This window comes from Rheinheimera sp. MM224 (assembly GCF_947090785.1).
In the GTDB taxonomy this organism is placed as follows: Bacteria; Pseudomonadota; Gammaproteobacteria; order Enterobacterales; family Alteromonadaceae; genus Pararheinheimera.
The window spans coordinates 2008856-2032944 of the sequence record NZ_OX352320.1 but is presented as its reverse complement, the minus strand read 5'-3'; the positions used below and the strand labels follow the sequence as shown (position 1 = coordinate 2032944).

The 24089-nt window shown below is 46.9% G+C and carries 28 protein-coding genes; 14 read left to right on the top strand and 14 right to left on the bottom strand.

What is annotated here, in order from left to right:
- Positions 1–10: 10 nt before the first annotated feature.
- From OM978_RS09675 to OM978_RS09610, 14 genes are all read right to left on the bottom strand, one after another.
- Complete coding sequence (locus OM978_RS09675) at positions 11–1636, bottom strand: methyl-accepting chemotaxis protein (RefSeq protein ID WP_264346678.1); 1626 nt, start codon at positions 1634–1636, stop codon at positions 11–13.
- Between the two features lie 108 nt (positions 1637–1744).
- The gene (locus tag OM978_RS09670) at positions 1745–2602 is read right to left on the bottom strand and encodes an aminotransferase class IV (protein ID WP_264346677.1); all 858 of its coding nucleotides are present in this window, start codon (positions 2600–2602) and stop codon (positions 1745–1747) included.
- Between the two features lie 24 nt (positions 2603–2626).
- The gene (locus OM978_RS09665; RefSeq protein WP_264346676.1) at positions 2627–3466 is read right to left on the bottom strand and encodes a DUF4392 domain-containing protein; all 840 of its coding nucleotides are present in this window, start codon (positions 3464–3466) and stop codon (positions 2627–2629) included.
- Positions 3466–4410, bottom strand: coding sequence for a biotin-dependent carboxyltransferase family protein (locus OM978_RS09660; protein WP_264346675.1), 945 nt, complete (start codon positions 4408–4410; stop codon positions 3466–3468). Before OM978_RS09660 ends, OM978_RS09665 begins: the two co-directional genes overlap by 1 nt.
- Positions 4410–5111, bottom strand: coding sequence for a 5-oxoprolinase subunit B family protein (locus tag OM978_RS09655; RefSeq protein ID WP_264346674.1), 702 nt, complete (start codon positions 5109–5111; stop codon positions 4410–4412). Before OM978_RS09655 ends, OM978_RS09660 begins: the two co-directional genes overlap by 1 nt.
- Positions 5108–5863: a 5-oxoprolinase subunit PxpA gene (locus OM978_RS09650; protein ID WP_264346673.1), complete on the bottom strand. Its 756-nt coding sequence runs from the start codon at positions 5861–5863 to the stop codon at positions 5108–5110. The genes OM978_RS09655 and OM978_RS09650 overlap by 4 nt, the downstream gene beginning before the upstream one ends.
- Positions 5863–6645 carry a putative hydro-lyase gene (locus OM978_RS09645; protein ID WP_264346672.1) on the bottom strand — a complete coding sequence of 261 codons (783 nt, stop codon included), beginning with the start codon at positions 6643–6645 and terminating at the stop codon, positions 5863–5865. Before OM978_RS09645 ends, OM978_RS09650 begins: the two co-directional genes overlap by 1 nt.
- A gap of 167 nt (positions 6646–6812) precedes the next feature.
- Positions 6813–9935: an efflux RND transporter permease subunit gene (locus OM978_RS09640; protein WP_264346671.1), complete on the bottom strand. Its 3123-nt coding sequence runs from the start codon at positions 9933–9935 to the stop codon at positions 6813–6815.
- 3 nt (positions 9936–9938) lie between these two features.
- Entirely contained in the window at positions 9939–11081 is a 1143-nt protein-coding gene (locus OM978_RS09635) for an efflux RND transporter periplasmic adaptor subunit (protein WP_264346670.1), read from the bottom strand.
- A 191-nt stretch (positions 11082–11272) separates the two neighbouring features.
- Positions 11273–11923, bottom strand: a complete 651-nt coding sequence (locus OM978_RS09630; RefSeq protein WP_264346669.1) for a BON domain-containing protein — start codon at positions 11921–11923, stop codon at positions 11273–11275.
- Positions 11924–12006: 83 nt separating this feature from the next.
- Positions 12007–12549, bottom strand: coding sequence for a ferritin-like domain-containing protein (locus OM978_RS09625; protein WP_264346668.1), 543 nt, complete (start codon positions 12547–12549; stop codon positions 12007–12009).
- A 121-nt stretch (positions 12550–12670) separates the two neighbouring features.
- On the bottom strand, positions 12671–12952 hold the full coding sequence (locus OM978_RS09620; RefSeq protein ID WP_264346667.1) for a hypothetical protein: 282 nt from the start codon (positions 12950–12952) through the stop codon (positions 12671–12673).
- A 21-nt stretch (positions 12953–12973) separates the two neighbouring features.
- Positions 12974–13843 carry an OmpA family protein gene (locus tag OM978_RS09615; protein ID WP_264346666.1) on the bottom strand — a complete coding sequence of 290 codons (870 nt, stop codon included), beginning with the start codon at positions 13841–13843 and terminating at the stop codon, positions 12974–12976.
- Positions 13840–14259, bottom strand: a complete 420-nt coding sequence (locus OM978_RS09610; RefSeq protein WP_264346665.1) for a DUF4398 domain-containing protein — start codon at positions 14257–14259, stop codon at positions 13840–13842. Before OM978_RS09610 ends, OM978_RS09615 begins: the two co-directional genes overlap by 4 nt.
- Before the next feature lie 324 nt (positions 14260–14583).
- Between OM978_RS09610 and OM978_RS09605 the strand changes: the two genes are divergently transcribed.
- The 14 genes from OM978_RS09605 to dacB all read left to right on the top strand — a co-directional run bounded on the left by OM978_RS09605 (position 14584) and on the right by dacB (position 24085).
- Entirely contained in the window at positions 14584–14934 is a 351-nt protein-coding gene (locus tag OM978_RS09605; RefSeq protein WP_264346664.1) for a DUF883 family protein, read from the top strand.
- A 48-nt stretch (positions 14935–14982) separates the two neighbouring features.
- Positions 14983–15372 carry a hypothetical protein gene (locus OM978_RS09600; protein ID WP_264346663.1) on the top strand — a complete coding sequence of 130 codons (390 nt, stop codon included), beginning with the start codon at positions 14983–14985 and terminating at the stop codon, positions 15370–15372.
- Positions 15373–15400: 28 nt separating this feature from the next.
- Positions 15401–15694 carry a hypothetical protein gene (locus OM978_RS09595; protein ID WP_264346662.1) on the top strand — a complete coding sequence of 98 codons (294 nt, stop codon included), beginning with the start codon at positions 15401–15403 and terminating at the stop codon, positions 15692–15694.
- 136 nt (positions 15695–15830) lie between these two features.
- Entirely contained in the window at positions 15831–16559 is a 729-nt protein-coding gene (locus OM978_RS09590; RefSeq protein ID WP_264346661.1) for a Crp/Fnr family transcriptional regulator, read from the top strand.
- A 172-nt stretch (positions 16560–16731) separates the two neighbouring features.
- Positions 16732–17463, top strand: a complete 732-nt coding sequence (locus OM978_RS09585; protein WP_264346660.1) for a Crp/Fnr family transcriptional regulator — start codon at positions 16732–16734, stop codon at positions 17461–17463.
- A 103-nt stretch (positions 17464–17566) separates the two neighbouring features.
- Positions 17567–17983 carry a PRC-barrel domain-containing protein gene (locus OM978_RS09580; RefSeq protein ID WP_264346659.1) on the top strand — a complete coding sequence of 139 codons (417 nt, stop codon included), beginning with the start codon at positions 17567–17569 and terminating at the stop codon, positions 17981–17983.
- Positions 17984–18121: 138 nt separating this feature from the next.
- Positions 18122–18268, top strand: coding sequence for a lmo0937 family membrane protein (locus OM978_RS09575; protein WP_152342847.1), 147 nt, complete (start codon positions 18122–18124; stop codon positions 18266–18268).
- Between the two features lie 14 nt (positions 18269–18282).
- Positions 18283–18501, top strand: coding sequence for a hypothetical protein (locus OM978_RS09570; RefSeq protein ID WP_264346658.1), 219 nt, complete (start codon positions 18283–18285; stop codon positions 18499–18501).
- Between the two features lie 51 nt (positions 18502–18552).
- Positions 18553–18864, top strand: coding sequence for a BON domain-containing protein (locus OM978_RS09565; RefSeq protein ID WP_264346657.1), 312 nt, complete (start codon positions 18553–18555; stop codon positions 18862–18864).
- Between the two features lie 122 nt (positions 18865–18986).
- A complete protein-coding gene (locus tag OM978_RS09560) occupies positions 18987–19319 on the top strand; it encodes a hypothetical protein (protein ID WP_264346656.1) in 333 nt (110 codons plus the stop codon).
- A 19-nt stretch (positions 19320–19338) separates the two neighbouring features.
- Positions 19339–20151, top strand: a complete 813-nt coding sequence (locus OM978_RS09555; protein WP_264346655.1) for a BON domain-containing protein — start codon at positions 19339–19341, stop codon at positions 20149–20151.
- Positions 20152–20427: 276 nt separating this feature from the next.
- Complete coding sequence (locus OM978_RS09550; RefSeq protein ID WP_264346654.1) at positions 20428–21822, top strand: Na+/H+ antiporter NhaC family protein; 1395 nt, start codon at positions 20428–20430, stop codon at positions 21820–21822.
- Positions 21819–22577: a M15 family metallopeptidase gene (locus OM978_RS09545; protein WP_264346653.1), complete on the top strand. Its 759-nt coding sequence runs from the start codon at positions 21819–21821 to the stop codon at positions 22575–22577. The genes OM978_RS09550 and OM978_RS09545 overlap by 4 nt, the downstream gene beginning before the upstream one ends.
- Positions 22578–22588: 11 nt before the next feature.
- Positions 22589–24085: a D-alanyl-D-alanine carboxypeptidase/D-alanyl-D-alanine-endopeptidase gene (gene dacB / locus OM978_RS09540; protein WP_264346652.1), complete on the top strand. Its 1497-nt coding sequence runs from the start codon at positions 22589–22591 to the stop codon at positions 24083–24085.
- Positions 24086–24089 lie beyond the last annotated feature (4 nt).

Sequence of the window (24089 nt, the reverse complement as noted above, 5' to 3'; positions counted from 1 at the left end):
CTAGCTAGAGTTAGACTTTAAAGCGGGTAACCAACGCATTTAAATCCACAGCTAAACGGGATAACTCATGAGCTGAAGCGCTGGTCTGATTGGCTCCTGCTGCAGTTTGTGCGGCTAAGTCGCTGATGTTAACAATGTTGCGATCAATTTCACGCGCTACTTTGGCCTGCTCTTCCGCTGCGCTTGCAATCACCAGATTACTATCGCTGATTTTATTAATACGTTGGGTAATGATGGTCAAGGCCTCACCGGCCGCTTGCGCCACTGTTAACGCATAACCTGCTTTATCACTGCTATGTTTCATCGCACTGACCGCATCCCCTGTACCACTGCGAATTTTGGCAATCATTTCCTCAATTTCACGAGTGGAGGTTTGAGTACGATGCGCTAAAGCCCTTACTTCATCAGCGACCACAGCAAAACCGCGACCTGCATCCCCTGCCCGCGCTGCTTCAATAGCAGCATTTAATGCAAGTAAATTGGTTTGTTCAGCAATAGCACGAATCACATCCAACACTTTGCCGATATCTTGTGACTGCACAGCTAAACCCTGAATAAGCTCTGATGTCACCGCCACGTCCTGATTCATATCCCGAATCGCTTTCACAGTTTCATCGACCTGTTGTTGGCCCTGTACTGCCATTTTCGCTGATTCAGTCGATTGCTCAGAGGTTTGAACTGCGGTTTGCGCTACTTCATCCACGGCAGAACTCATTTCAGTAATAGCAGTCGCAGCCTGCTGAATTTCATCATTCTGCTGTTGTAAGCCTCGGGATGAATCTTCGGTCACAGAGTTCAGCTCTTCTGCTGCGGATGCCAGTTGATCAGATGAATTAGAAATATGGCTCATCGCGTCACGCAGGTTTTGCTGCATTTTTTGCAACGCTGCCATCAGGCGACTGGCTTCGTCATCACCACTGACAGCGATTTTTTGTGTTAAATCACCAGCAGCTACAGTTTCAGCCACAATGACGGCTTCTGTCATAGGTGTTGTGATACTGCGGGTCATCCATAGAGCAATAAAAATACTGACGGTAATTCCAACTACTATGGCAATGATCACCAGAATTTTGCTGCTGTTGTAGTTTTCTGCTGACTGATGAGTTTGTTGTTTTGAGAAATCTCTGTTGATATGCGCCAATTGAACCAGAGCTTTGGTCATTTTATCTGAATGACCAGTTAACTCTTCGTTACTGATACGGGTCGCTTCAGCTTTATTGCCTGCATCCAAAGCCTGCAATAATCGATTTTGACCAGCAAAATAATCCTGTTGAGCGCTGGTAAATTGCTGATACATGGTACGTTCTTCGTCCAGAGAAATCAGTTTTTCGTATTGTTGTTGAAACTCAGCCAGCTCAGTCCGTACTTTTGTCAACGACGCCTGATAGTCCGTCTTTTGCTCATCAGTTTCAGCCAGCATCAGGCGAAAAGTAAAGATCCTCACCCGCATCATGCTTAAATTCAACGCCGCCAGACTATCCAGACTAGGAATGGTGTCATTTTCTATCTCTGCTGATACATCGCGCATTTGCGCCATATTCATCAGCGCCATGCTGCCTTGCAACACCACCAACAATCCTAATACCGCAAAACCAGCCAATAAGCGGGCCCCAATTTTATAATTCCTTAATAACATACCTGTCCTTCCCTATTTATATGATTTTTATAATTAGCATTATGTTTCAGCCTAAAAGCATAGGCGACAACTTATAGAAAAACTTAAAATTTTACAGATAATTAGCTGTTAATAATTGTATTTGTACTGGCCAAATAATTGCTGCGCCTGCAGCCATACAGCGCCGGGTTTTGCGTTGCCAATAGCATGCCCGTTGACTTCTATCACAGCAGCTACTTCTTTACTCGAACTAGTCAGCCAGACTTCATCGGCGGCCAGTACCTCGTTTTTACTGACAGGCCGTTCTTCCACTTTCAGTGTGCTGTGCTGACGTAAAATGCTCAGTAGTAATTGACGGGTAATGCCTGGCAGAATTTTGTGACTTAAAGGCGGAGTGACGACCACAGAATCTTTGACAATAAACACATTAGTCGAGCTGCCTTCGGTTAAAAAGTCGTGTTCGTCGAACAAAATACACTCGTTTAAACCCAAAGCTGCGGCTTGCTGATGATGCATCACATTACCAAGCAAGGCTGTGGATTTAATATGGCAACGTTGCCAGCGTAAATCCGGAGCTGTAATGACTTTATAACGAGGTGCAGTGTCTATGTTTGCATCGGGTTCTTCTGCAATCTCAAAACAATAAGCAAAAATAGTAGGAGAAATATCTTTTGGATAAGCATGAGCTCTTTTGGTGTCTGTGCCACGGCTGACATGCAGATAAATGCCTAGATTTCCCGCACCGTTTTGCATCATCAACTGCTGCACCAGTTCTTGCCAGTCTTGTTCTGTTAAACCACAGTGAATTTCCAGAGCAGCTAAACCTTGCTGTAGTCTTTTGATATGAGAGGTAAAACCAACACAACGACCGCCATAGGACGGGATCACCTCGTAAATACCATCACCAAATAAAAAGCCTCTGTCCATAGGCGAGATTTTAGCCTCTGACGCTGGCATAAATTGTCCGTTTAAATACACCACACTCATGATTTTCCCTGTAAGTTATTATTTTTAATAACAAAGTTTCTGTAAGTCTTTTATCAACTGCATTGCATGTTCGGGCGGCAAACTATCTTCTGTAATACTGGCAAGGCCTGTAACACCGTCAACACAACCTCGATTGACCAAATACTGTAAAAGTTCTGCAGGCTGACAATCGATCAACCAGCCGCAACCCGTTTCAGCATCTTTTAGCTTTGACACCAAAGCCAGTAAGCCATAGGCAGCCCAGTTTGATACATCAGCCAGTAATAACTCGTCGCAGCGAGTCACACTAGGCGTAATAGCCAGCTCCGACACAACTTCATTGAGATTTCCCATACCTATTTCATTGCCACCATCACCTATAGCTATAGTTGGGCAAGAGGCCTGCTGAAAAAATACATCAAAATTGGCACAACGCGCTGAAATATCAACGCCCCTCATATTGTAATAGCGACCATCTGCGGCCAAACCTGGTCTTTCAATTGAAATAATTAATTCTGGATTAAGCTGCTGCAACGAATGACGGGCAAAGTCTGTGGCATCTGCGCTGTTTACCGGCAATTGCAGGCAGGAATAATCGTCTTTTAAAGCAGAAAACAAAGGGTCGCCACAACAAAGTAATGGCGTCGCACCCAGCTTTTTAAGCAATTGGTACAGAACTATAGCGCCAACTGGACCATCGGTTTCAAAACTGTCACCGACCGGAAATCCGGTGCCTATCAGCACTACACCTTTACATTTTGTGATTAATGTTGCGGCCCGCACATAACTACCGGCTTTTAAATGGGGTAACAGCCTTGCCATACCCCGCAGGTTTTGCCGAACCAGCATCTGTTCTATTTGTATGCTGAGCTGAAGTAAATCCATTAGCGCAGACTCCGAAAATCCATTGGCAGTTCAGCCCAATAACGCTGTTGCCCGTGCTGATAGGATTCAAGTTGTTCTGGCAGAACTTTATAAAAGCGGATCTGCTGGCCTTGCTGACGCTGAGCTAAAGCCGCCGCATCACGTGCCAGCACTACTCCGGGTTTGGGGTAACCCCCTAAAGTTTGCCTGTCGTTCAAAAGCACTATTGGCAAGCCATCAGGTGGCAATTGCACAGCGCCATAACTGATGCCTTCGGACAATAAAGCCCGGCTTTGGTACAAAATTGACTGCCCTTGCAGGCGATAGCCCATACGGTCATACAAAGCAGACACCTGATAGTCAGTGTCGCAAAGCTGTTGCCATTGCGCTTCGTCAAACCAATGTTGTTGATAGCCAGGTAGTAAACCAAGCTCCAGCGGGTTAGAAAATTCAGGCCAATACTTTTCCGGTAAAGCCCAAAGCAGAGGCCGATACGTGGAAGCTGCAGGTAAAAACTGGCCTTGCTGCAAAGCAGTGCCACCTATACCTCCGACTTTTTCCCTTAACACAGTGCTATTGCTGCCAAATTCTTTTGCTAGTTTAAAGCCTCCGGCTACCGCCAGATAACAGCGCAAGCCGGATTTGGCAAACCCCAGTTCAATCACATCGTCTTTTTTGATGCGATGACTTTGCCATAAGGTTTTGGGCTGCCCGTTTACTGTCAAAGACATCTGCGCGCCTGTGACGCAAAACACAGTGTCTGTTAAGGCCAGCAGGCTCAGACCACCCAAAGAGACTTCTATCTGGCAGCTTTGGCTTTGGTTTTGCAATAACAAATCGGCAATGCGGTAGCTGACATAATCAGCGGGCCCACCTTGAGTTAAACCCAAATGTGCATAACCAACACGGCCCTGATCTTGTAAAGTCGCCAGCACTCCGGCTTTTAACACGACAAAAGCAGACATCAGCACAGCTCCTGTGGCAACTGGCCACCCAAAGCTAAAAACTCTTGCAGGTTAACCGACTGAAAACGCACTCTGTCACCCACAGCAAAAGGCATCAGTGTTTCTGCTGTGCCGGCCTGTTCTGGTTTAAATAAGGGCGTTGGACATAAACCCAAAATATTCCAGCCTCCGGGCGATTCGGCCGGATACACAGCTGTTTGCCGATCCGCTATAGCCACAGCACCTTTGGGCACTTTAGCCCTTGGGCTTTTTAAACGTGGTGTGGCAAGGCGTGCGTCCAATTCACTCAAATACGCAAAACCCGGCGCAAAACCTATTGCATAGATCCGATATTCCATAGCCTGATGCAATTCAATCACTTCTGCTGTGCTTAAACCTGCCTGTGTAGCAACCAGATCTAAGTCCCAGGCATTGTGGTAGTACACAGGTAAAATCACTAACTGCCCTTGCTGTTCTGACACTGTGGCGCTTAATGTCAGTTGCTGTTCTAACAAGGCCTTAATGGCCAACACACCTTGATGCGCAGGCTTTAATACAATCAGCAAGGACGCATAAGAAGGCAATAACTCCTGCAGTTGCTCACCAAGTAACAGACGGATTTGCTGTTGCAACTGCTCGAGTTGATTGAGATTCTTAGCGGAGATCTCTGCTGGCAGATACAAGATCAGGCCATTTTCACCCGCCAGTTCCAGTTGGATCATGGCTTGTCCAGCAACTGGCGAATGGACTTCACCAAAGCAACGGCCGCTGGATTATCGCCATGCACACATAAAGTGTCGGCTTGAATAACCACCCTGTCGCCTGTATCACTTTGCACAGTGCCGTTTTGCAGCAACTGCTGCACTTGCACTAATGCAGTCTGATGATCCAGCACACTGCCCGTCTGGCTGCGAGGTGTTAAAGAACCATCGCTTTTATAGCGCCGGTCGGCAAAAGCTTCAAATAACAACTCCAACTGATACTGCTGCGCCAACACTTTGTGCTGCGCTGCACAACCAGTAGCCAACAGCATGAGCTTTAAAGGTTTATGGTAACTGGCGACTGCGTGCATCACAGTTTCAAGCAAAGCCGGGTTTGCCATCATATCGTTATACAAAGCGCCATGGGGTTTGACGTAACTCAGTTCCAGTCCAAGGCTTTTTGCCACACCATCCACTGCAGCCATCTGATACCAGAGTAAATGCTTGAGCTCATCTGCAGTCATTTTTACGGAGCGACGGCCAAACCCCTGTTTATCGTCATAGCTTGGGTGTGCGCCAATCTGCACCTGATGTGTTTTGGCAAGGGTTAAGGTATTGACCAGTACTGTTGGATCGCCAGCGTGAAAACCACAGGCGATATTGGCCTGATCAATCAAAGGCATCACCTCTGCATCCAGCCCCATTTGCCAGGCGCCAAAACTTTCGCCTAAGTCGCAATTAAGTTTGATCACGGAATTGATTAAAGGACTCATTAAAAACTCGCTAAAGAAGAATTCAGCAAATCGGTCACCAGCATATGGCCGGGGCTGTGCGTGATACAAAAATCAGGCTTGGCTTGCTTCATCACAGCTTGAGGCGTGACACCACAAGCCCAGAATACCGGTACTTCGCCAGGTTGGATACTCACTGCCTCACCATAATCCGGTGATCGGATATCAGAAATACCAATATCTTGCGGGTTACCAAAATGTACAGGCGCACCGTGCACCGCAGGAAAACGACTACAAATCTGAATAGCGCGTATCGCATCAACGGGTTTCATTGGCCTCATACTGACCACCATAGAGCCAGAAAAACGGCCTGCGCTGACACATGGCAAATCAGTGTTGTACATAGGGACATTTTTGCCTTCACTGATATGACGAATTTCCAGTCCTGCGGCCACTAACGCTTCTTCAAAGGAAAAAGAGCAGCCAATCAGGAAACTGACTAAATCATCCCGCCATAAAGCGCGGATATCCTGAACTTCATCCACCAACTCACCATGCTTAAACACACGGTAGGCAGGTAAATCAGTTCGAAGATCTATCTCCTGCCCGAGTTCAGGCAGTAAAAACTGTCCAGGTTCAGTCACTGCCACTAAAGGACAAGCTTTTGGGTTGCGCTGACAAAACAGCAAAAATTCGGCCGCCCAACCTTGTGGCACTATCGCCATATTGCATTGCACATAACCCGGCGCCAAACCGCTGGTCTGGCTGTTAAACTGGCCGGCTCTGATCTGCTGGCGTAACTGGTACGGTGTGAGCTTGTCCATACTGAATACTTAAAAATAGTGGCATAAAGTCATACTAGCGGATTTAGCAGTCTTTCCCAACTCTCTGTGATAAAAGCACAATTTGCCTGGTTGAATAGAATAGTCTCAACTTTTTATCAGCCAAAAAAAGAGCACCGAAGTGCTCTTTTCTGTTTAACTCACCTGACTTATTTAGAAGCCAGCGGCACATCATAACCAGTAGGAGCTGGTTTTCTGTTGCGGTTAAATCTGGCTTTCACTTTACGTTTAAAGGTCTCCAGACTGTCGTAGAAGGTTGGCACCACCAACAAGGTCAGTACAGTCGAGGTGAGTACGCCACCTATGACTGAAATCCCCAGAGGTTTATAGAAGGCTGCGCCTTCACCAATGCCGATAGCCACAGGTAACATACCAGCGACCAAAGCAAAAGTGGTCATCAGGATAGGACGTAAACGTTCACGACCAGCAGCTATTAACGCTTCTTCCAGACCTAAACCTTCACTTTCTTTTTTACGGGCACAGTCAATCAACAAAATGCCGTTTTTCACGACTATGCCCATCAGCATCACAACCCCTATTAAACTCATCAGGTTTAAGGTTGCGCCTGCCACCAGCAAGGACAACACCACACCAATCAAAGATAACGGCAAGGACATCATGATAGAAACCGGAGCCAGGAAGCTATGGAACTGCACCACTAAAATCAGATACATCAACATCACGGCTAAACCCAAAGCGCCAAAGATGCTACCAAAAACTTCTTCCTGATCACGGCTTTGACCACCAGACACAACGTCATAACCAGGTGGGAATGGAATGGTTTTCAGCAGTTTTTTCGCATCAGAGTCCACTTCACCGAAGCTGCGCCCCTGAACGTTGGCGCTGACCGCCATCATACTTTCACGGTCTAAGTGTTCTATCACCGCAGGACCTTTGCCTATAGTCACAGTGGCCACCTGCTCCAGTGGGATCATAGCGCCTGTCATGCTGGATAACAGGGGTAAACGTTCCAGATCCTGTACTGTCATACGCTCTTCCGGTTTAATACGGACATAGACGTTACGGGTTTCCCCTGTTGGATCTATCCAGTCACCTATCTCAGCACCAGCAAAAGCCAGACGTAAAGCATTAGCGGCATCGCCCATAGACAAGCCCAGACTTGAAGCTAAACCACGGTTAAACTCAATTTGTAGCTCTGGTTTTGGATCCTGAGCCGACAAACCGACATCCACTGCACCGGGCACAGTTTTAAGTTTCTCAACAAAATCCAGCACTAAACCTTCCAGCACACGGCTATCCGGACCCCGGAACTGAATTTGCAGCGCCTTGCCATCACCACCACCGTTTAAGTCAGCGGACACTGTGTATTCAGCCCCCACCAGCTGTTTAATTTTGGCACGAAGTTCTGCCGCTATTTCACGTGAATTACGATCACGTTCATACTCTTTTTTCAGCCGGACAAAAATCTGTGCCCGGGTGATATTGCCCTGAGTACCTACAGTAGTTTGGGTATACAACTGTTCCGGCAACTGACGGGCAATAGCAGCAGCCTGCTCAGCTTTAATGCTGGTGTATTCAATACTGGCTTCTGAAGGCGCCCGTACTGAAATTATCACGCCCCCATCGTCCGTTTCTGGCAGAAAACCAGAACCACCATGAGCACCTTGCAGATAAATAGCGCCGAAAAATGAACCAAAGGCCAGTAGCCACATCGACTTGCGGTGCTTCAGTGCCCAGCCTATTACTCTGGAATAACGCTCAGCCTGATGATCAAACCAGATATTAAATTTCTGCAGTACTTTGCCCAAACCACGGCGTTTAGCATGTTTATCGTGATCCGGGTCGTGCCAGTAAGCAGACATCATCGGATCCAGCGTAAAGGAGATAAACAAAGACACCAATACAGAACAAGCCACTGTTAAACCAAAAGGTTTAAACCACTGACCGGTAATACCGTCCAGAAAAGCGATAGGAATAAACACCGCCACAATAGACATAGTGGTCGCTATAACAGCCATGCCAATTTCACGGGTACCGTCGCGGGCCGCCGTCATATTGTCTTTGCCCATTTCCATATGACGCACTATGTTTTCACGCACTACTATCGCATCGTCAATCAGAATACCTATCGCCAGTGACAAGCCTAATAGCGACATAAAGTTCAGCGTAAAACCGCAGGCCCAAACCGCAATAAAAGACGCTAGTACTGAGGTAGGCAAAGCTAATGACGTAATTAAAGTTGAACGCCAGGAGTTCAGAAACACAAAGACGGTGATAATAGTCAGCAAGGCGCCCATGGATAAAGCTTCAGTGACGTTGCGCATACTGGCCGCCACGTCTTCACCCGAATCACGTACCACCACTAATTCAAAATCAGCAGGTAAGGTTTTCTTTAACTGTTCAATTTTGGCTTTGATATCGTCTGTGACACTGATGGTTGAAGCGTCACGGGCCTTAATCACGTCAATACCTAAAGAAGGCACGCCGTTAAAGATAGATAAACGACGCTGCTCTGCTGCACCATCCACTACGTCTGCCACCTGTTCTAAACGAATGGCCTGATCGCCATTACGTTTGACCACCATTTGTTCAAATTCACGCACATCACGTAAACGGCCCTGAATACGAATGCCCTGCTCTTCCATGCCATTCACTACACGGCCAACAGGAGCTGCAATATTCTGCGCTCGCAACGCATTCACCACATCCATAGCTGAAATGTTGGCTTCACGCATCGCATTAGAGTTTAAGAACACTGTCATTTCGCGCTCTTTTTCACCTTCCAGATTCACAAGTGCTACACCAGGCACAGCACGAATTTCACGGGCTATCTGATGTTCAGCCAGTTGCGACAACTCTATTGGATCCATGGATTTTGACGACAAAGCCAAAGACATAATAGGGAAAGCATTGGGGTCTTCACGGCGAAGGAATGGCTCTTTCATTTCAGTGGGCAGTTTGTCACGCACCACGGCCACCGCATCACGCATTTCCTGTGAGGCTTCAATCAGGTCTTTATCAAACTCAAAAATCGCCACTATGACAGCATTGGAATCACGGGCATAAGAACGTAGTTCTCTCATGCCGGTGATAGTTGCCATCGAATCTTCGACTCTGTTCAGTATTTCCCGTTCCACAGTTTCGGGGGAAGCCCCAGGATATGGGATAGTCATTACCAGCACAGGAGGCTGGACATCGGGGAATTGGTTGGTTTTTAAATTGGTCATCGCAAAATAACCAAAAATCATCATGGCAAGCGTAATAGCCACCACCACCATAGGGCGCTTGATACTAAAATCAGATAAAAACATAGCTTAGTTTCCTGCGCTGACTTTAGCTGCGGTTTGATCCGGCGTTTCAGAACCGGCAGCAGCCAATTCAGCTTTAGCTCCGTCCGTTAAAGCACCTTGTGGATGACGTAAAATCTGCGCACCTGAAGTGACGCCTGACAATACCTCTTGAGTGCCCCACCTTTCGTCTTTGCTACCTAATTCCACTTCGGTCTTTTTCAGCTCGTTATTGGCAAATTGCCAGACAAAGTGCTTATCACCTTCACGGATAAGGGCTGACTCCGGCACCATCAGCGCGTTGCTATTTTGCGCTTCAACATGACCTTCAGCATACAAACCAGCCACTAAAGACTGCTCTTTTAAGTCCATGGTCACCAACAATTGCACCTGACGGGTACTTTCATTGGCCAATGGGTTAATACGCTCAACAGTACCGGTAAAAAACTGACCGCTGTAACCATTCACTTTAAAGGTGACTTTATTGCCAACTTTAACCTGACCAACACGGTCTGCAGCCACATAACCTTCAAAACGAATACTGGCAGGGTCAATCAGTACCATCAGACCTTTACCTATCTGAGCTGTATCACCAGCTGACACTTTTCGGGTAGCCACTACACCGGAAAATGGTGCTTTCACATCAGTTTTTTCCATCTGCTGACGCGCTTCAACTAAACGGGCGCGGGCTGAGGCTAAATCAGATTGGGCCTGATTGGCTTTGTTTTCAGCGGCCTCAAGCCCTTCCTGAGTGACTAAACTTTGTTTAGACAAAGACTGCATACGCTTGAGTTGACGATTGGACTGCTCCAGTGTGACCACAGCTGAACGTTCAGCTTCCTGAGCAGACAATAATTTATCACGGTAGGTGGTTTGATCCAGCTTCACCAGCACATCACCAGCTTTGACTACATCTCCATTGTCTTTCAACACTTGCATCACTATGCCGGACACTTCTGCATTCAGTTCAGCTTTCACCACAGGCTGTAATGAGCCTGAAATCACAGGGCCACGGGAGAGTGTACTTTCCGATAAAGTCAGTAAGTCCTGTGTCACCAATTGTAATGGTTTGGCGCTTTCTTCCTGTACTTTGGCCACTTCAGGCTTAGAGCAAGCCGTTAACGTGGTGGCAATACACAAGGCAATGAGAGTTAGTTTTATAGTTTTCATGGTCCAGACCCATCCGGTAGTTCAAGCAAGCATAGATACTTTTTTATTAACGCCACTATAAAACAGTCAGAAGTTTCAGTCCTGCGAAAAGGGTAACAAGTTGTAACGGACAAAAAGCAAAAAACAGATCAATCACTTAGATCTGTTTTTAGTGCAAAGCTGACAGAGGAAAAGTGTAGATAAACGCGAGGTTACAATACGTAAATATGATCGGTAATATGAGAAACACCTGGTGTACTCCAGACGGACACCAGGGCCTTGTCGTGCTCAGCCCAACTGCTCACAGTGCCAGTCAGTACCACATCAGACTCAATGACTTCCACCTGAATAGCGGGTTCAACCCCCTGACTTTGCCTGGCCAAGGCTGTTTCTATATCTTTTTTAACTGTTCCAGCCACATTCTTCGGGGTTAAACGAATCTGATTGGTCACACCACGCACACCAGCCAGATACCGTAAAGCCTGAGTGGCAGCACGGCGCTGATAATCAAAAGCCACTTCCCCTGTTAAATTAATCCATCCCATAGAGACAGTTAATTCAATGCCCTGAGCCGGAATATGACTACACCATTGCAACACCGATTCAGCAACCCGGGTTAAATCAGCATCCTGATACACATGCTGATGAGGCAATGCCACTACCAGTTGATTGTCCAGCGACTGCACGCCATAGACTCTGTGTACCGCGCATTGCACATGCCACAATTCAGCCAATGAGGCCACTTTCCCCGATAAGGTCACTATGCCACCATGCACCAAAACCTGCAGTTTATCTGCCTGCACAGCACTATCCCACTTCAGCTCAGCCTGAATATCCTGCGTCAGTTGTTGATCTGTTTTCATAGATTCCTTTCCTGTCGCTTCATTTAGCTTTTGCTCCATTAACCTGCGGTTTTATATAGCTTTGGCGTCACTTAACTACGACGTTAATTATGCTGTTCCGGCAGTCCCCATAATAAACTGGCCAGCTCATCAGCATGTTCTTCTTCGGTTTGCAGAATATTTTGGATCAGTGCGGTGCTGGTCGGGTCGTCATCACCGATAAATAACAGCAACTCTTTGTAATGATCGATAGCGACCCGTTCTTCAATCAGGTTTTCTTTGATCATTTCATATAAATTCTGAGCAGTACCAAACACCGACTGACCGCGTTCAATCACACCCTGCGGCGAAAAATCGGGCTCGCCTCCCAGCTGAACTATGCGGGCGGCTAACCAATCCACATGCAGTAACTCTTCGTTTGAGTGTTCCAGAAATTCAGCAGCTACTGTATTGGCATGGATACCTTTGGCTAAAAAATAATGACTGCGATAACGCAGCACACAAATCAGCTCAGAAGCTAAAGCGGAATTCAGCATACGCACTACGTCGCCGCGCCCGGCTTGGTAGCCCTGAGTCACAGCACCCGCCTCTACATGCTTTCTGGCATGCTGGCGCAGTAATTTATGATCGGTAATTAGTGTACTCATCAAGGACTTCCTTATTTCTTAGTGCCTTTTCATTTGGCGCAGCTAACTTACCATGCAGTACAAAAATTCAGCTGTTCGTGTGATAACGCACATAGATAGATGAAAGTATTTAATTTATGCCCTAAGACCAGTCTGATGTGGCGTCTTCAACAGATAACTGGCAGCTTTGTTTAAACCGGTTGATTTGATGATCAGCCTGCTCCCGCGATAAATAATAATGTTCCTGCAATAAGCGACACAATCGGTGAGGTTTTCCTTCCGACTGCAACAACTGTTCTCTGGATAATTGATTCCAACACTGCTGCGCCTCATCCAGGTGTCTCTGCCAGAATTGTTCTTGCGCAAGCAAAGCTCCGGCAGCGGATGTCGCTGCCTGGCTTTTAAGTTTGGTTACAGTTCTCATCAAAACGCTCCCATTACCTTGTTACGGGCTTGTTGGTGCAGAGGCCGTATTGGCAATAATGACTTCAACCCTGCGGTTTTGCTGACGGCTGGTGGCTGAATCATTGTCAGTGACAGGTGAGTTCTCGCCCAGTCCTGTAGCGCTTAAACGGTCCGATGCTATGCCCTGAGCTTCCAGATAACGTCGCACTGAATTAGCCCGGCGCTCTGACAAGCCCTGATTTGAATCTGAACTGCCAATGCTATCGGTATGACCTTCAATCTGAACCTTGCGGTCCTGATAACGATTTAAGAAGGCAGAAAGTTTCGACAAATTATTCAGCGAACCTTCTTTGAGATCAGCACGGCCTGTATCAAACAGCACATCCCCTAAAGTCACAACCCAACCTCTTTCGGTTTCTTTTGCATTCAGTTCTGCGATTTGTTGCTGTAATTCCAAAGCCTGCTGTTTGGCAAGTTCTGATTCAGCTTCTGCTGCTGTTGCATCTTGTCTGGCTAATTTGGCGTCATAACGGGCAGAATCAGCTTCCTGAGTTCTGGAATCCAGACGGGCATCAGCCTGCTGTGCGCCCAGAGTTTTGTATTGTTCATCCAGATAATTAGTTTCTGCCACAGCTTTGGCTATTTCGACTTTTTTATCCGCCAATTTCACTCTGTAGCTGGCAAGAGCTAAATCTTTGGTCGGTTGTTCTGCTGCTAATACTGCAGCTTCAGCCTGTTGCACTGGCAACACAGCTCTATTGGTCAAATTAGGATCGGCCTGCAATGCAGTCAGTTTTTGTCGTACAGCGTAGGAGCCATCTGGTTTCACAACGGCTGAGCTACAAGCGCTTAATGTCATTACACCAGCAACCAGCACCAGTAATTGGCTTTTACCCGTTAAAATTTTCATTGCATTTGTCCTGTTTTACGTTGCATTTCCTGCTTCAATACATCGATATTTTTTTGCATATCGTCAATCACAGCGCGGACTTTTCCTTCTCCGGCACGGGCAGAAGCCAGCTCAGCACCAGCCTGAGATAACTCGGCATAACGACGTGCAGCCAACATATCTTTTTTCTGAACCGCAGCACGGGCTGAAACTAAATCAGCTCTGGCTTCTAATAATTCTGGTAACGCATAATCACTTGCAGTGATGCGTTCGGCTGCAGCTATAGCTTGTTCTGCCGCCTGGATTTGGCTGACAGGAGCTTCAGGCGCCGAAGCACAAGATGCCAGCAAACCACTCAGGCTTAACAGCAACAGGGTTTTGCGGACCTGTGGGTACCGGTTCGACAGATACATGGGCAGATAGGTGGATATATACATGGTAACTCCCTGATCAATAATCAAAAAAATAACAACAAACAGCAGAACCCTTGCCGGAACTCAGCCAATACGAGTTTGCCTGTTGTTGCATACTGGCCCCTCCATTCAAAGAGTTCGGTGCGCTGGCGCTCATATACTTTGTTTACTTTTGGTGTAAAAAAGACAAAATAAAAAGTTTAAAACAAAGTTAATTAGCTACTTTGTGCTATGACCCACATACAAGGCTATTTAGGTGCTATAGTCTGGCCCTTCACTCTGAGCAAAAGGATTTGAAGGTCAGATTTTTCAGGGAACAGATTGCCACCCACATAAAAGGATGTACTTATGCCAACTCGTACCGATGGCGCAGCTCCAAACTCAAGTCAGAGCGGCCCGGCTTTAACCGATGAATTCCACAACTTTATTGCCGATATCGAAGATTTACTGAAAACCACCACTTCATTAACAGGAGCGGAGTTTGAGCAGGCGAAGAAAAAGCTGACTGAACGTGTCGCTACAGCCAAAGCATCAGTAGAAGATATAGGCCAAAATTTTGCCGCTAAAGCACGTCATTCTGCTGAAGTCACAGACCGTTATGTGCATCAACAACCATGGCAGTCTATTGCTGCCTGTGCAGCAGTCAGCTTCGTGCTGGGTGTTTTTGTTGCCCGCTGCAGCGGTTCAGGTTCTAAATAATACGATGTATGCCGACCCTTTGAGGTCGGTTTTTTGAATGGAGTTCGCATGTCGACACCTGAAATGGAAAATGCCAATACAGGCTCTGTAGGTTTTGATCCTGCCCGCTGGTTATGGTTGCTGGACAGAGCAAGCCCGCAACTGATGACACAACTGGGTTTACATGGTCAATTGCTGCATTTGGAATGGCAGCAGGAAAAACGCCGTTTGCAATGGATTATGCTCTGCGGTGTACTGAGTATCAGTTTTGTGTTTCTGGCATTCCTGTTTGCAGGTTTTGCAGTGCTTTATCTGAATCGAAATAATGAAAGTTTTACCTTCTTTATCTGGACTTTACCTATGGTGTTCACCTTTTTAGCAGCAGCCTGCTTTTTTCTGATCCAACGCTTAGGCAAAAAAGGCCAGAGTGCGTTTAGCGGGAGTTTCAGGAGTTTATGACGGATATGAAACTACTAAGGCGCCAGGTATGAATACAGAGAAACCTCTCCCCTTACCAGTTCAGATCCTGTTATTACGGCAGAAGATGGCCCAACAACGTCATCTGATCCAACAGCAGCTAGGACCACAGCAGCAACAAGATAACGACCAGTTTCCCCGCAGTTTGGGTATGAGATTGCTGCAACAGCAGTTGTCAGGCGCGGCGCCTTGGCTGATGATGTTAAAAAATAAACTTCATGGCAAAGAATCAGCTTTACTCTGGTCAGTGGCTTTAACTTTGGGCCAACACTGGTTGCAAAAAAAGAGCAAAACTCAGGAATAAGACGACTTACACAGCTGAATGGATAAATACACTCTTTATAGCTTGCTATATGTTCGTCAGCGTACAGACTTCGGGCCCAAAAGTGAGTCACGCTGCCGTTGATCAGTGTTGATCTTCAATCTTTACATGGAGTGTTATGCCACAACTAAAAGGCCCGCTGCAAAACCATTTGCTGGCCACCTTGCCTGCTGATGTTCAGGAACGATTGTGTCCCCATATGGAATTAGTTGAGTTGCCACTGGGCAAAGTTTTGTATGAATCCGGTGATACCCTGCGTTATGTCTACTTTCCTACCAATTCTATAGTGTCGTTGTTGTATGTGATGGAAAGTGGTGCTTCTGCAGAAATATCCGTCGTAGGCAACGAGGGATTAATAGGAGTCGCTCTTTTTATGGGCGGCGAAAGCACGACCAGCCGGGCCATAGTACAAAGTGCCGGTCAGGCCTATCGCCTGTTAGGCCAGCGCTTAAAAGACGAATTTAATCGTCATGGTGCCTTGTTGCATACCTTGTTACGTTACACTCAGGCCTTGATCACTCAAATGGCGCAAACTGCGGTCTGCAATCGCCACCATTCCATTGATCAGCAACTTTGTCGCTGGTTGTTATTATCGCTCGATCGGCTCGAAAGCAATGAACTGGTGATGACGCAGGAGTTGATTGCCAATATGTTGGGTGTACGACGTGAGGGCGTGACTGATGCTGCCGGTCGTTTACAACGCTTGGACGTGATTGAATACCACAGGGGTCATATTCGGGTGCTTAACCGGCCTAAACTTGAGACTCTGTGCTGTGAATGTTACGCCGTAGTGCGCAAAGAATCTGACCGTTTACTGCCATGGGCTAAAAGCGCAGCAATCACTTAACATCTATTTTGAACTGAGTGGCCACTCGTCAGTTTCAACAGCGGTTCTAACCTTTCACCTAAAAGTTTTCCTATCCAGCCCTCCTGACTTTAGACTTTGGTGCTGTGCCGAACAGAAATCAGTAACACAATCGAACAGACTGTTTTTACTATTCTTTATCAAGGCCCACCTGATGCACACAGATCTACCGCAAAACAAACTTTTGCAACAACTGTCTGACGAAGAGCAACAGGCTGTCATGCGCCACAGCAAAACCATCGAAATGCACTTTGGTCAGGTGTTATGTGAAGAAGGAAAAAACAGCGGTTTTGTCTATCTACCTTTGTCTGGTTATATTTCAATTTTAACCTCAGTGCAGCAGAACCAACACTTAGAAGTAGGTCTGATTGGTAACGAGGGCATATTAGGGGCTTTAGTCTCTATTGGAATGGAGACCTCTCCGGTTCAGGCCATAGTTCAGGGCCATGGTCTGGCGTTGCAAATAGAACATCAGGCTTTTAACGCTGAATTAAAACGTTGTGTAAAGCTGCAGCACATTCTACACCAGTACCTGGCATTTTATGTGGTTCAGCTCACCCGTTTAGTTTGTTGCAATCACTACCATGAAACTGAACCGCGTTTAGCACGCTGGCTGCTGATGACACACGACAGAGCCGGTGGTGATCAATTTTTTCTGACTCATCAGTATTTAGCTTTTATGTTAGGAGTCCGGCGCAGCAGCGTGACGCAAGCTGCTGGTTCTTTGCTGGAGAAAAAGATCATCGACTATCACAGAGGGCAAATCCATATTTTAAACCGCCCTGCTCTGGAAAAGGCCAGCTGTAGTTGCTATCGCGCTTTGCTCGACAAACAACCACAGTTCCTGCCTGGGTCTTTCTATCAGGATGTCGCCTGTGTTCGTTGACGAACTGAACCTTGCCGCTGAACGGGCCAGACTCATGGTCCGGTATTGTGCGGTATTGTGCCGCTGCACCGGTAGCCCAGGCGAAAGCCTCAAGGAGTTATCCATGAATTACAACGATAAAGACCAGTATGGCATCTACAAAACCAGTCACCTACATGCCAATGGCCATCAGGGGCCTGGTCCTGGCCTGATGGGCGCAGAAACTCTGCTCGGTAATGATGTCTATAACCACCGCGATGAAAAAGTTGGTGATATCAAAGAGATTATGTTGGACATGAGCGGCGGTAAAATCAGTTATGCCGTATTGTCCTTCGGATCTTTTTTAGGCATGGGCGAAAAATTATTTGCGGTACCATGGAGTGCACTGATCCTTGATACGGAAAACAAACGTTTTACGCTGGATATAGAAAAAGATCGCTTAGACAATGCCCCAGGCTTTGATAAAGACAACTGGCCTGATATGGCTGACAGCACATGGCGTGAATTGATCCATAGCTATTACAGCAACAAAAACCTCTGATAATCCACCCTGAATAAAAAATAATGCCCAGCCCTGAATTTTGTTTCAGGGCTTTTTTTCTATAAGTACGCTAACGCACAGACCGTCTACCGCACCGGGCCCAAAGTAAAGACTTTCCCATCTATTTGGAGTACCTCTATGTTAGAAACTATTGTCGCAATCCTCGTGATCTTATGGCTCCTCGGTATGGTGTCATCCTACTCGTTAGGCGGCGCGCTGCACTTGTTACTGGTCGTAGCGCTGGTGATTATCGTGCTGCGTGTACTGCAAAGACGCAGGCTCTGATTAAGGGGCCTCTGATGAAACTAATGAGAATACTGGCGGTGGTACTGATCCTGCTGGGCATTTCTTCGTTGTTTTACTCTGGCTTTAGTTACACCACGAGCCGCCAGACTGCAGAAATTGGTTCATTTGAACTGTCAGTCAAAGAAACAGAGCAAATTAGTCTGCCAGCCTGGCTAGGCTGGATGCTAATTGCTTCAGGCTGTTGCTTATTGTTAATCCCCCGCCGTTCATAAATCAGGCCCATCCCGGCGCCTGTATCGAGCTGCATCTATCGGAGAATACTTATGACCATTAAACCATTAGTGCTGGCCACATTGCTGGCCGTTGCCGCGGTATCAAGCATCAGCTGCGCCTCAACCCGAACCTCTGAAGGTACAGGGGAATATGTTGACGATACAGTGATCACTGCGAAGGTCAAATCTGCCTTTTTGGCAGAAGAAGGCTTGAAAGTCGCAGAGATTAATGTTGAAACCTTTAAAGGCGTTGTGCAATTAAGCGGCTTTATTAATTCCCGCGCTGACGCAGACCGCGCTATTGCACTGGCTCGCGGCATATCTGGTGTGACTTCTGTCAAAGATGATATGCGCATTAAATAACCGTTTTCCAGTTTAGCGCGGCAACGCACTGAACTGACCATTGAATCACTCTACTTTAGTCAGGCGTCACCCCCTGCATGGTTTGCACTTTCGCAGAACCATGCAGGTTAAGGAGCATACTCATGACTAATTCTAACGATAAAACCATAAAATCCAGCACCATCACTGCTGCTGTAACTAAATACCCAAAAACAACTCAAGCTTCAAAGCCTTCTACTCCTCAGTTGAGTTCTGTGAAAGGCATATCATCTCCACTACACACCAAAGCATCAGACGATGCCTGGCAAAAACGTATTGGTGCTGCACATAAAGTCTGGAGCAAATTGTCCGAAAGTGAGCTGAAAAAATCTGCAGGCGAACCGGCTAAGTTAGCTGAACTGGTGCAAATGCGTTATTCCATCAGCCGCCCGGATGCTGACAAGCAAGTAAAAAACTTTATCGACAATCGCAGTTAATTCAGCGAGGGAGAGCACCATGAAACTGATTAAAAAAGAATATCCAGCCGTACTGGCACTGATAGTAAGTAGTTTGTCAGTCCCTGCGATGGCGCAGGACGCTAAAAGTAGTCAAGGCGTAAAAGACGCCCGCCTGGAAAGCCAGATCCTGACGACCTATCAGCTCAGCCCTTATCTGCGTCACGATGACATTACAGTCACTGTTGAAGGTGATAAAGCCACCATCAGTGGCCGGGTGGAAAGTGATGCTAACAAAGAGTTGGCTACCGAAATTGCTGAAGGTGTAAAAGGCATCAGCAAAGTCGACAACACCATGATCACCGAAGATAACTACAAAAAACCGGCGCGCTCAACTGAGTCGAGTTATGCCGAGATCATCGACGATGCCAGTATCACGGCAGCCGTGAAATCTAAATTGACCTGGAGCCGTTATGTCGACGGTAGCACCACCAAAGTCACCACCAAAAAAGGCATGGTGACTTTAACTGGTACAGCCGAAAACAAAGCAGCGGTAGATCTGGCTGAAAACCTGGCCATGACCACCCGTGGTGTAATGTCAGTCGACAATAAGCTGACTGTGCTGGCAAATCCGGATAAAAAATCCAAGCCAGGCACTGCAATGGCAGACGGTTGGATCACTACCAAAGTGAAATCCACTTTTATGTATTCAAACAATGTCGACAGTTCTGATATTGCGGTCAATACCAACAAAGGTGTGGTGACACTGAATGGTCTGGTCGACAGTGGATCGGAAAAAGCACTGGCCGTACAACTGGCAGAGAATGTCAAAGGTGTGCAAAGCGTCGACGCTGGTGGTTTAACTTTTAAGTAACCCAGCTTTTACCAAAAGTTTTGTGAACACAGCTGTGGAGATAGCCCAAACCAGCAGCTGTGCTTACAGCGAATTAGCTAATGTACTCTGCATACGTTAGCTAATTTTTTTTGTCTTTTAATCCGCAACAGCCTTTATGAAGCGCAACAGCGTTAAATTCTGAATATAAATCAGCCAACTAACCAAATAAAAAAGCCAACCTAACTGGAAAGCCACAGCTAATTGCTGCAGTATAAACAGCATCAATTGCTCCATTTCATAGTTAGGGAAGTTCCAGTGCCCGAAAGTTTAAGTTTATTGCCTGCCATTCTGGCCATTGCCATAGTTATTTGGCGTAAAGAAGTGATACTGGCGCTTATTTTAGCCGTCGCCTGTGCTGAAGTTCTGTTGTACTTGAAGCAGCCGGAGCTAAGTGTATTTGGCGCTTTGTTGCATGGTCCTGTGCAAAGTTTAGAACGCATTATTTCGGTCACCTCTTCTGCCGATAACAGCAGAATTTTATTATTTTCTCTGCTGATAGGTGCACTGATGGCTTATATGCGGGACTCAGGTGGCGTGTCCGCTATGGTCGACTGGTTTATCCGCAAAGGGGTGGCCCGCACCAAACGCCAGGCTGGTTTTATCAGCTACGGCATAGGTATTCTGGTCTTTATAGAATCCAACCTGAGCGCCTTAACTGCGGGTATTGTGTCACGCGGTTTGTACGATAAATTCAAAATGAGCCGCGCTCGTCTGGCTTATATAGTCGACAGCACCAGTGCTCCTGTCTGTATCTTAATTTTACTCAACGGCTGGGGTGCTTATGTGCTGGGGCTGTTGAGTACTTATAATCTGCCTGAATCTGCCGTCTCTGTATTGATTGGTACTATTCCGCTGAACTTTTATGCCTTATTTACTTTGATTGTGGTGTTCTACACCATTTATACCGACAAGGTCTATGGCCCGATGAAACAGGCAGAAATTGATCTGAATACCGTATCAAGTCATAGCGATATTGATACACCACCAAGTAGCATGTCACTGATGTTAGTGCCTTTACTGACTCTGATTGTTGGTATGGTAGGTTTTATGCTGTGGACAGGCAACGGCAGTTTAGTCGAAGGTTCAGGTGCCAAAGCGGCGCTTTATGCCACCACTATTGCTTGTGTAGTAGCTTATGGCCTGATGGCGTGGAGTCGTCGCTTTAGCCACCAGCAACTGGTTACTATTGGTTTCAGAGGTATGGGCGAACTCTTACCTCTAGTCAGTATTGTACTGTTGTCACTGGCACTCGGCAGCGCCATGAAAGACTTAGGTACAGGGGCTTATGTTGCCTCTTTTGTCAAAGAATCCACTCCTCTTGTGCTTATTCCGGCATTACTTTTTATCGCTGGTGCCATCATCTCTTTTACCACGGGCACCTCCTGGGGCACTTTTGCTATTTTAATTCCTATTGGTATGCCTTTAGTTGAAATGCTGGGATTACCACCTTCGCTGATCCTGGCCGCTATTTTAAGTGGCGGTATTTGGGGTGATCACTGCTCTCCTATCTCCGATACCACAGTGGTTAGTGCCGTCGCTTCAGGCTGTGATTTATTAGAGCATGTAAAAACTCAGCTGCCTTATGCGCTGTTTTGTGGCGTGTTAGCACTGATTGCCTTTTTAATCAGCGGCTGGGTGATGATTGGATGAAAACACAAGCCTTACTGATGAGCTGTTTTTTATTGCTGTCGTGCAGCAACACTGTGCAGCAGCAAAGTTCTGCGCCGGCAACTAAAACTGCTGCAACACAGATTGTAAAACCACAAGGTCCGGTTCGTATTGAAGCGAATAAACCCGTCGATATAGTCGATTTACTCACAGTGACAAGCAAAGTACAAATTAGCATGGCCTATGCCAGCAACAGCAATTTTACCGGCAAAGTAGTACCAGGGTATCAGGCGAACAGCTGCTATTTAGCAAAAAATGCAGCTGAAGCTCTGGCAAAAGTGGCACTGCAGACTGAACGTTTAGGCTATCGTCTGCAATTACTGGATTGCTACAGACCTCAAGGTGCATCCAATCACTTTATGCAGTGGGTTGCAGATAATACCGATCAAAGCACGAAAAGCAGCTATTACCCAAATTTAGACAAAAGTGTTTTAAATCAAGGTTATATTGCAGCTCATTCAGGTCATAGCCGCGCTTCTACTCTGGATTTAACCTTGCTGCGAAAGAATGCAGCAGGCCAATGGTCTGCTATAGATATGGGCGGCACTTATGATTTATTTGACCCGGTTTCTCATTTAAACAGCACTGAAATTACAGCACAGCAAAAAGCCAACCGTTTGTTACTGAAAGATTTAATGCAGCAACAGGGTTTTGCTCCTTACGAGCTGGAATGGTGGCATTTCACACTGCAAAACGAAACCTATCCAAACACCTATTTTGACTTTGTGGTGAACTAAAAGGAGCTGTCATGCACCCTCTTCGCCAGCGTCCATCTGGCATAGCATCGTTATCGGCCCTGCTATCGGCGTTATTGCTCTGTGCCTGCAGCAGCTCTGCATCCCTGCCGGTAAAGCAGCAAGAGCTACTGAATCGACTGTCAGAGCAACTACAACAAGCTCAACTGCCACCAAATGCCCTCGCCTTTGTGGCTTATCCACTGAATACGCCAACAGAACAACTAAGTTATCAGCCCACAAAAGCCATGCAGCCCGCTTCGACGATGAAACTGGTCACCAGTATCACCGCGTTGGAACAACTAGGCCCGGCTTACCGGGGTAGCACTCAGTTGCGAGCTTACGAGCAGCCGCAAAAGACGATGCAACAGCCTTTGGTGTTAAAAGGCTATGGCGATATGGATTTTACCGTACAGGAGCTTTGGTCTTTGCTGCAACAGGCTTATGATCAGGGCATACGCCATGTGCCTGCCATCCAGATTGACCGCAGCTGGTTTAATCCGGCCAGGCCTGAACTGACCGCTTTGCCTTTTGATGAAACGCCACGGGAATACTACAACCTGTTGCCTGATGCGTTGTTTTTACAGCGCAATATGCTGGGTATCCGCTTGCAGTCCACAGCTGACAGCGTCACAGGCCGGCTCTATCCAGCATTACAAGGCCTGGAGCTGGTCACTACTGAAGTTCGTCTTGTGGACGGCGGCTGCGCACACTGGTATCCAGATCCAGAGCAATTAGCCTTTAAACGTCAGCCCGATAAAGTGCAACTGGTGTTACAAGGAGACTTTCCTAAGAACTGCCAGAAAAGAGATTATTTACAGCTGATCAATCGCTCAGATTTCAGCCGCTTACTGGTGCAGCAGTTATGGCAACAAATCTCAGGGCAACACCAGGTCCCGGTGCTGGAACAAGGCGCAGCAGAAGCCACAGTGCTGCTGGCTGAACATCAAAGCCGTACTTTAGCTGAAGTGTTGCGGGATATTAATAAAAGCTCAGACAATGCCGTCACTCGCCAGCTGTATTTGGCTTTAGGAGCAACACAAACTGATACCGAAACTGAACTGACGGCCGACAGGTCAGAGCAACAGGTTCGCAGTTTTTTCAGCAGTATCAAGCTGGATCACAGTAGCCTGATATTAGAAAACGGCTCTGGTTTGTCCCGCACTGAACGCATCAGCCCGGAGTTGATGGCCGCTTTGCTGCAACATGCTTACCAGGCTCACTATCAACCAGAACTTATCAGCAGCATGCCACTCGCAGGTGTGGATGGCACCTTAAAACGCCGCTTCACTCAGACACAAACCAAAGGCAAAGCCCGCTTAAAAACCGGCACTTTGCGTAATGTCACAGCGCTGGCAGGTTTTGTCACAGACCCAAGCGGCCGCACCTGGGTGGTCGCGAGCTTTATCAACGACCCCAAAGCTGGACGCGGCCGTGTGGTGTTGGATAGCTTGATTGAATGGATCACAGAGCAGTCTTTGACTAATGAACAGAGCTCAAAATCACAGTGATAAA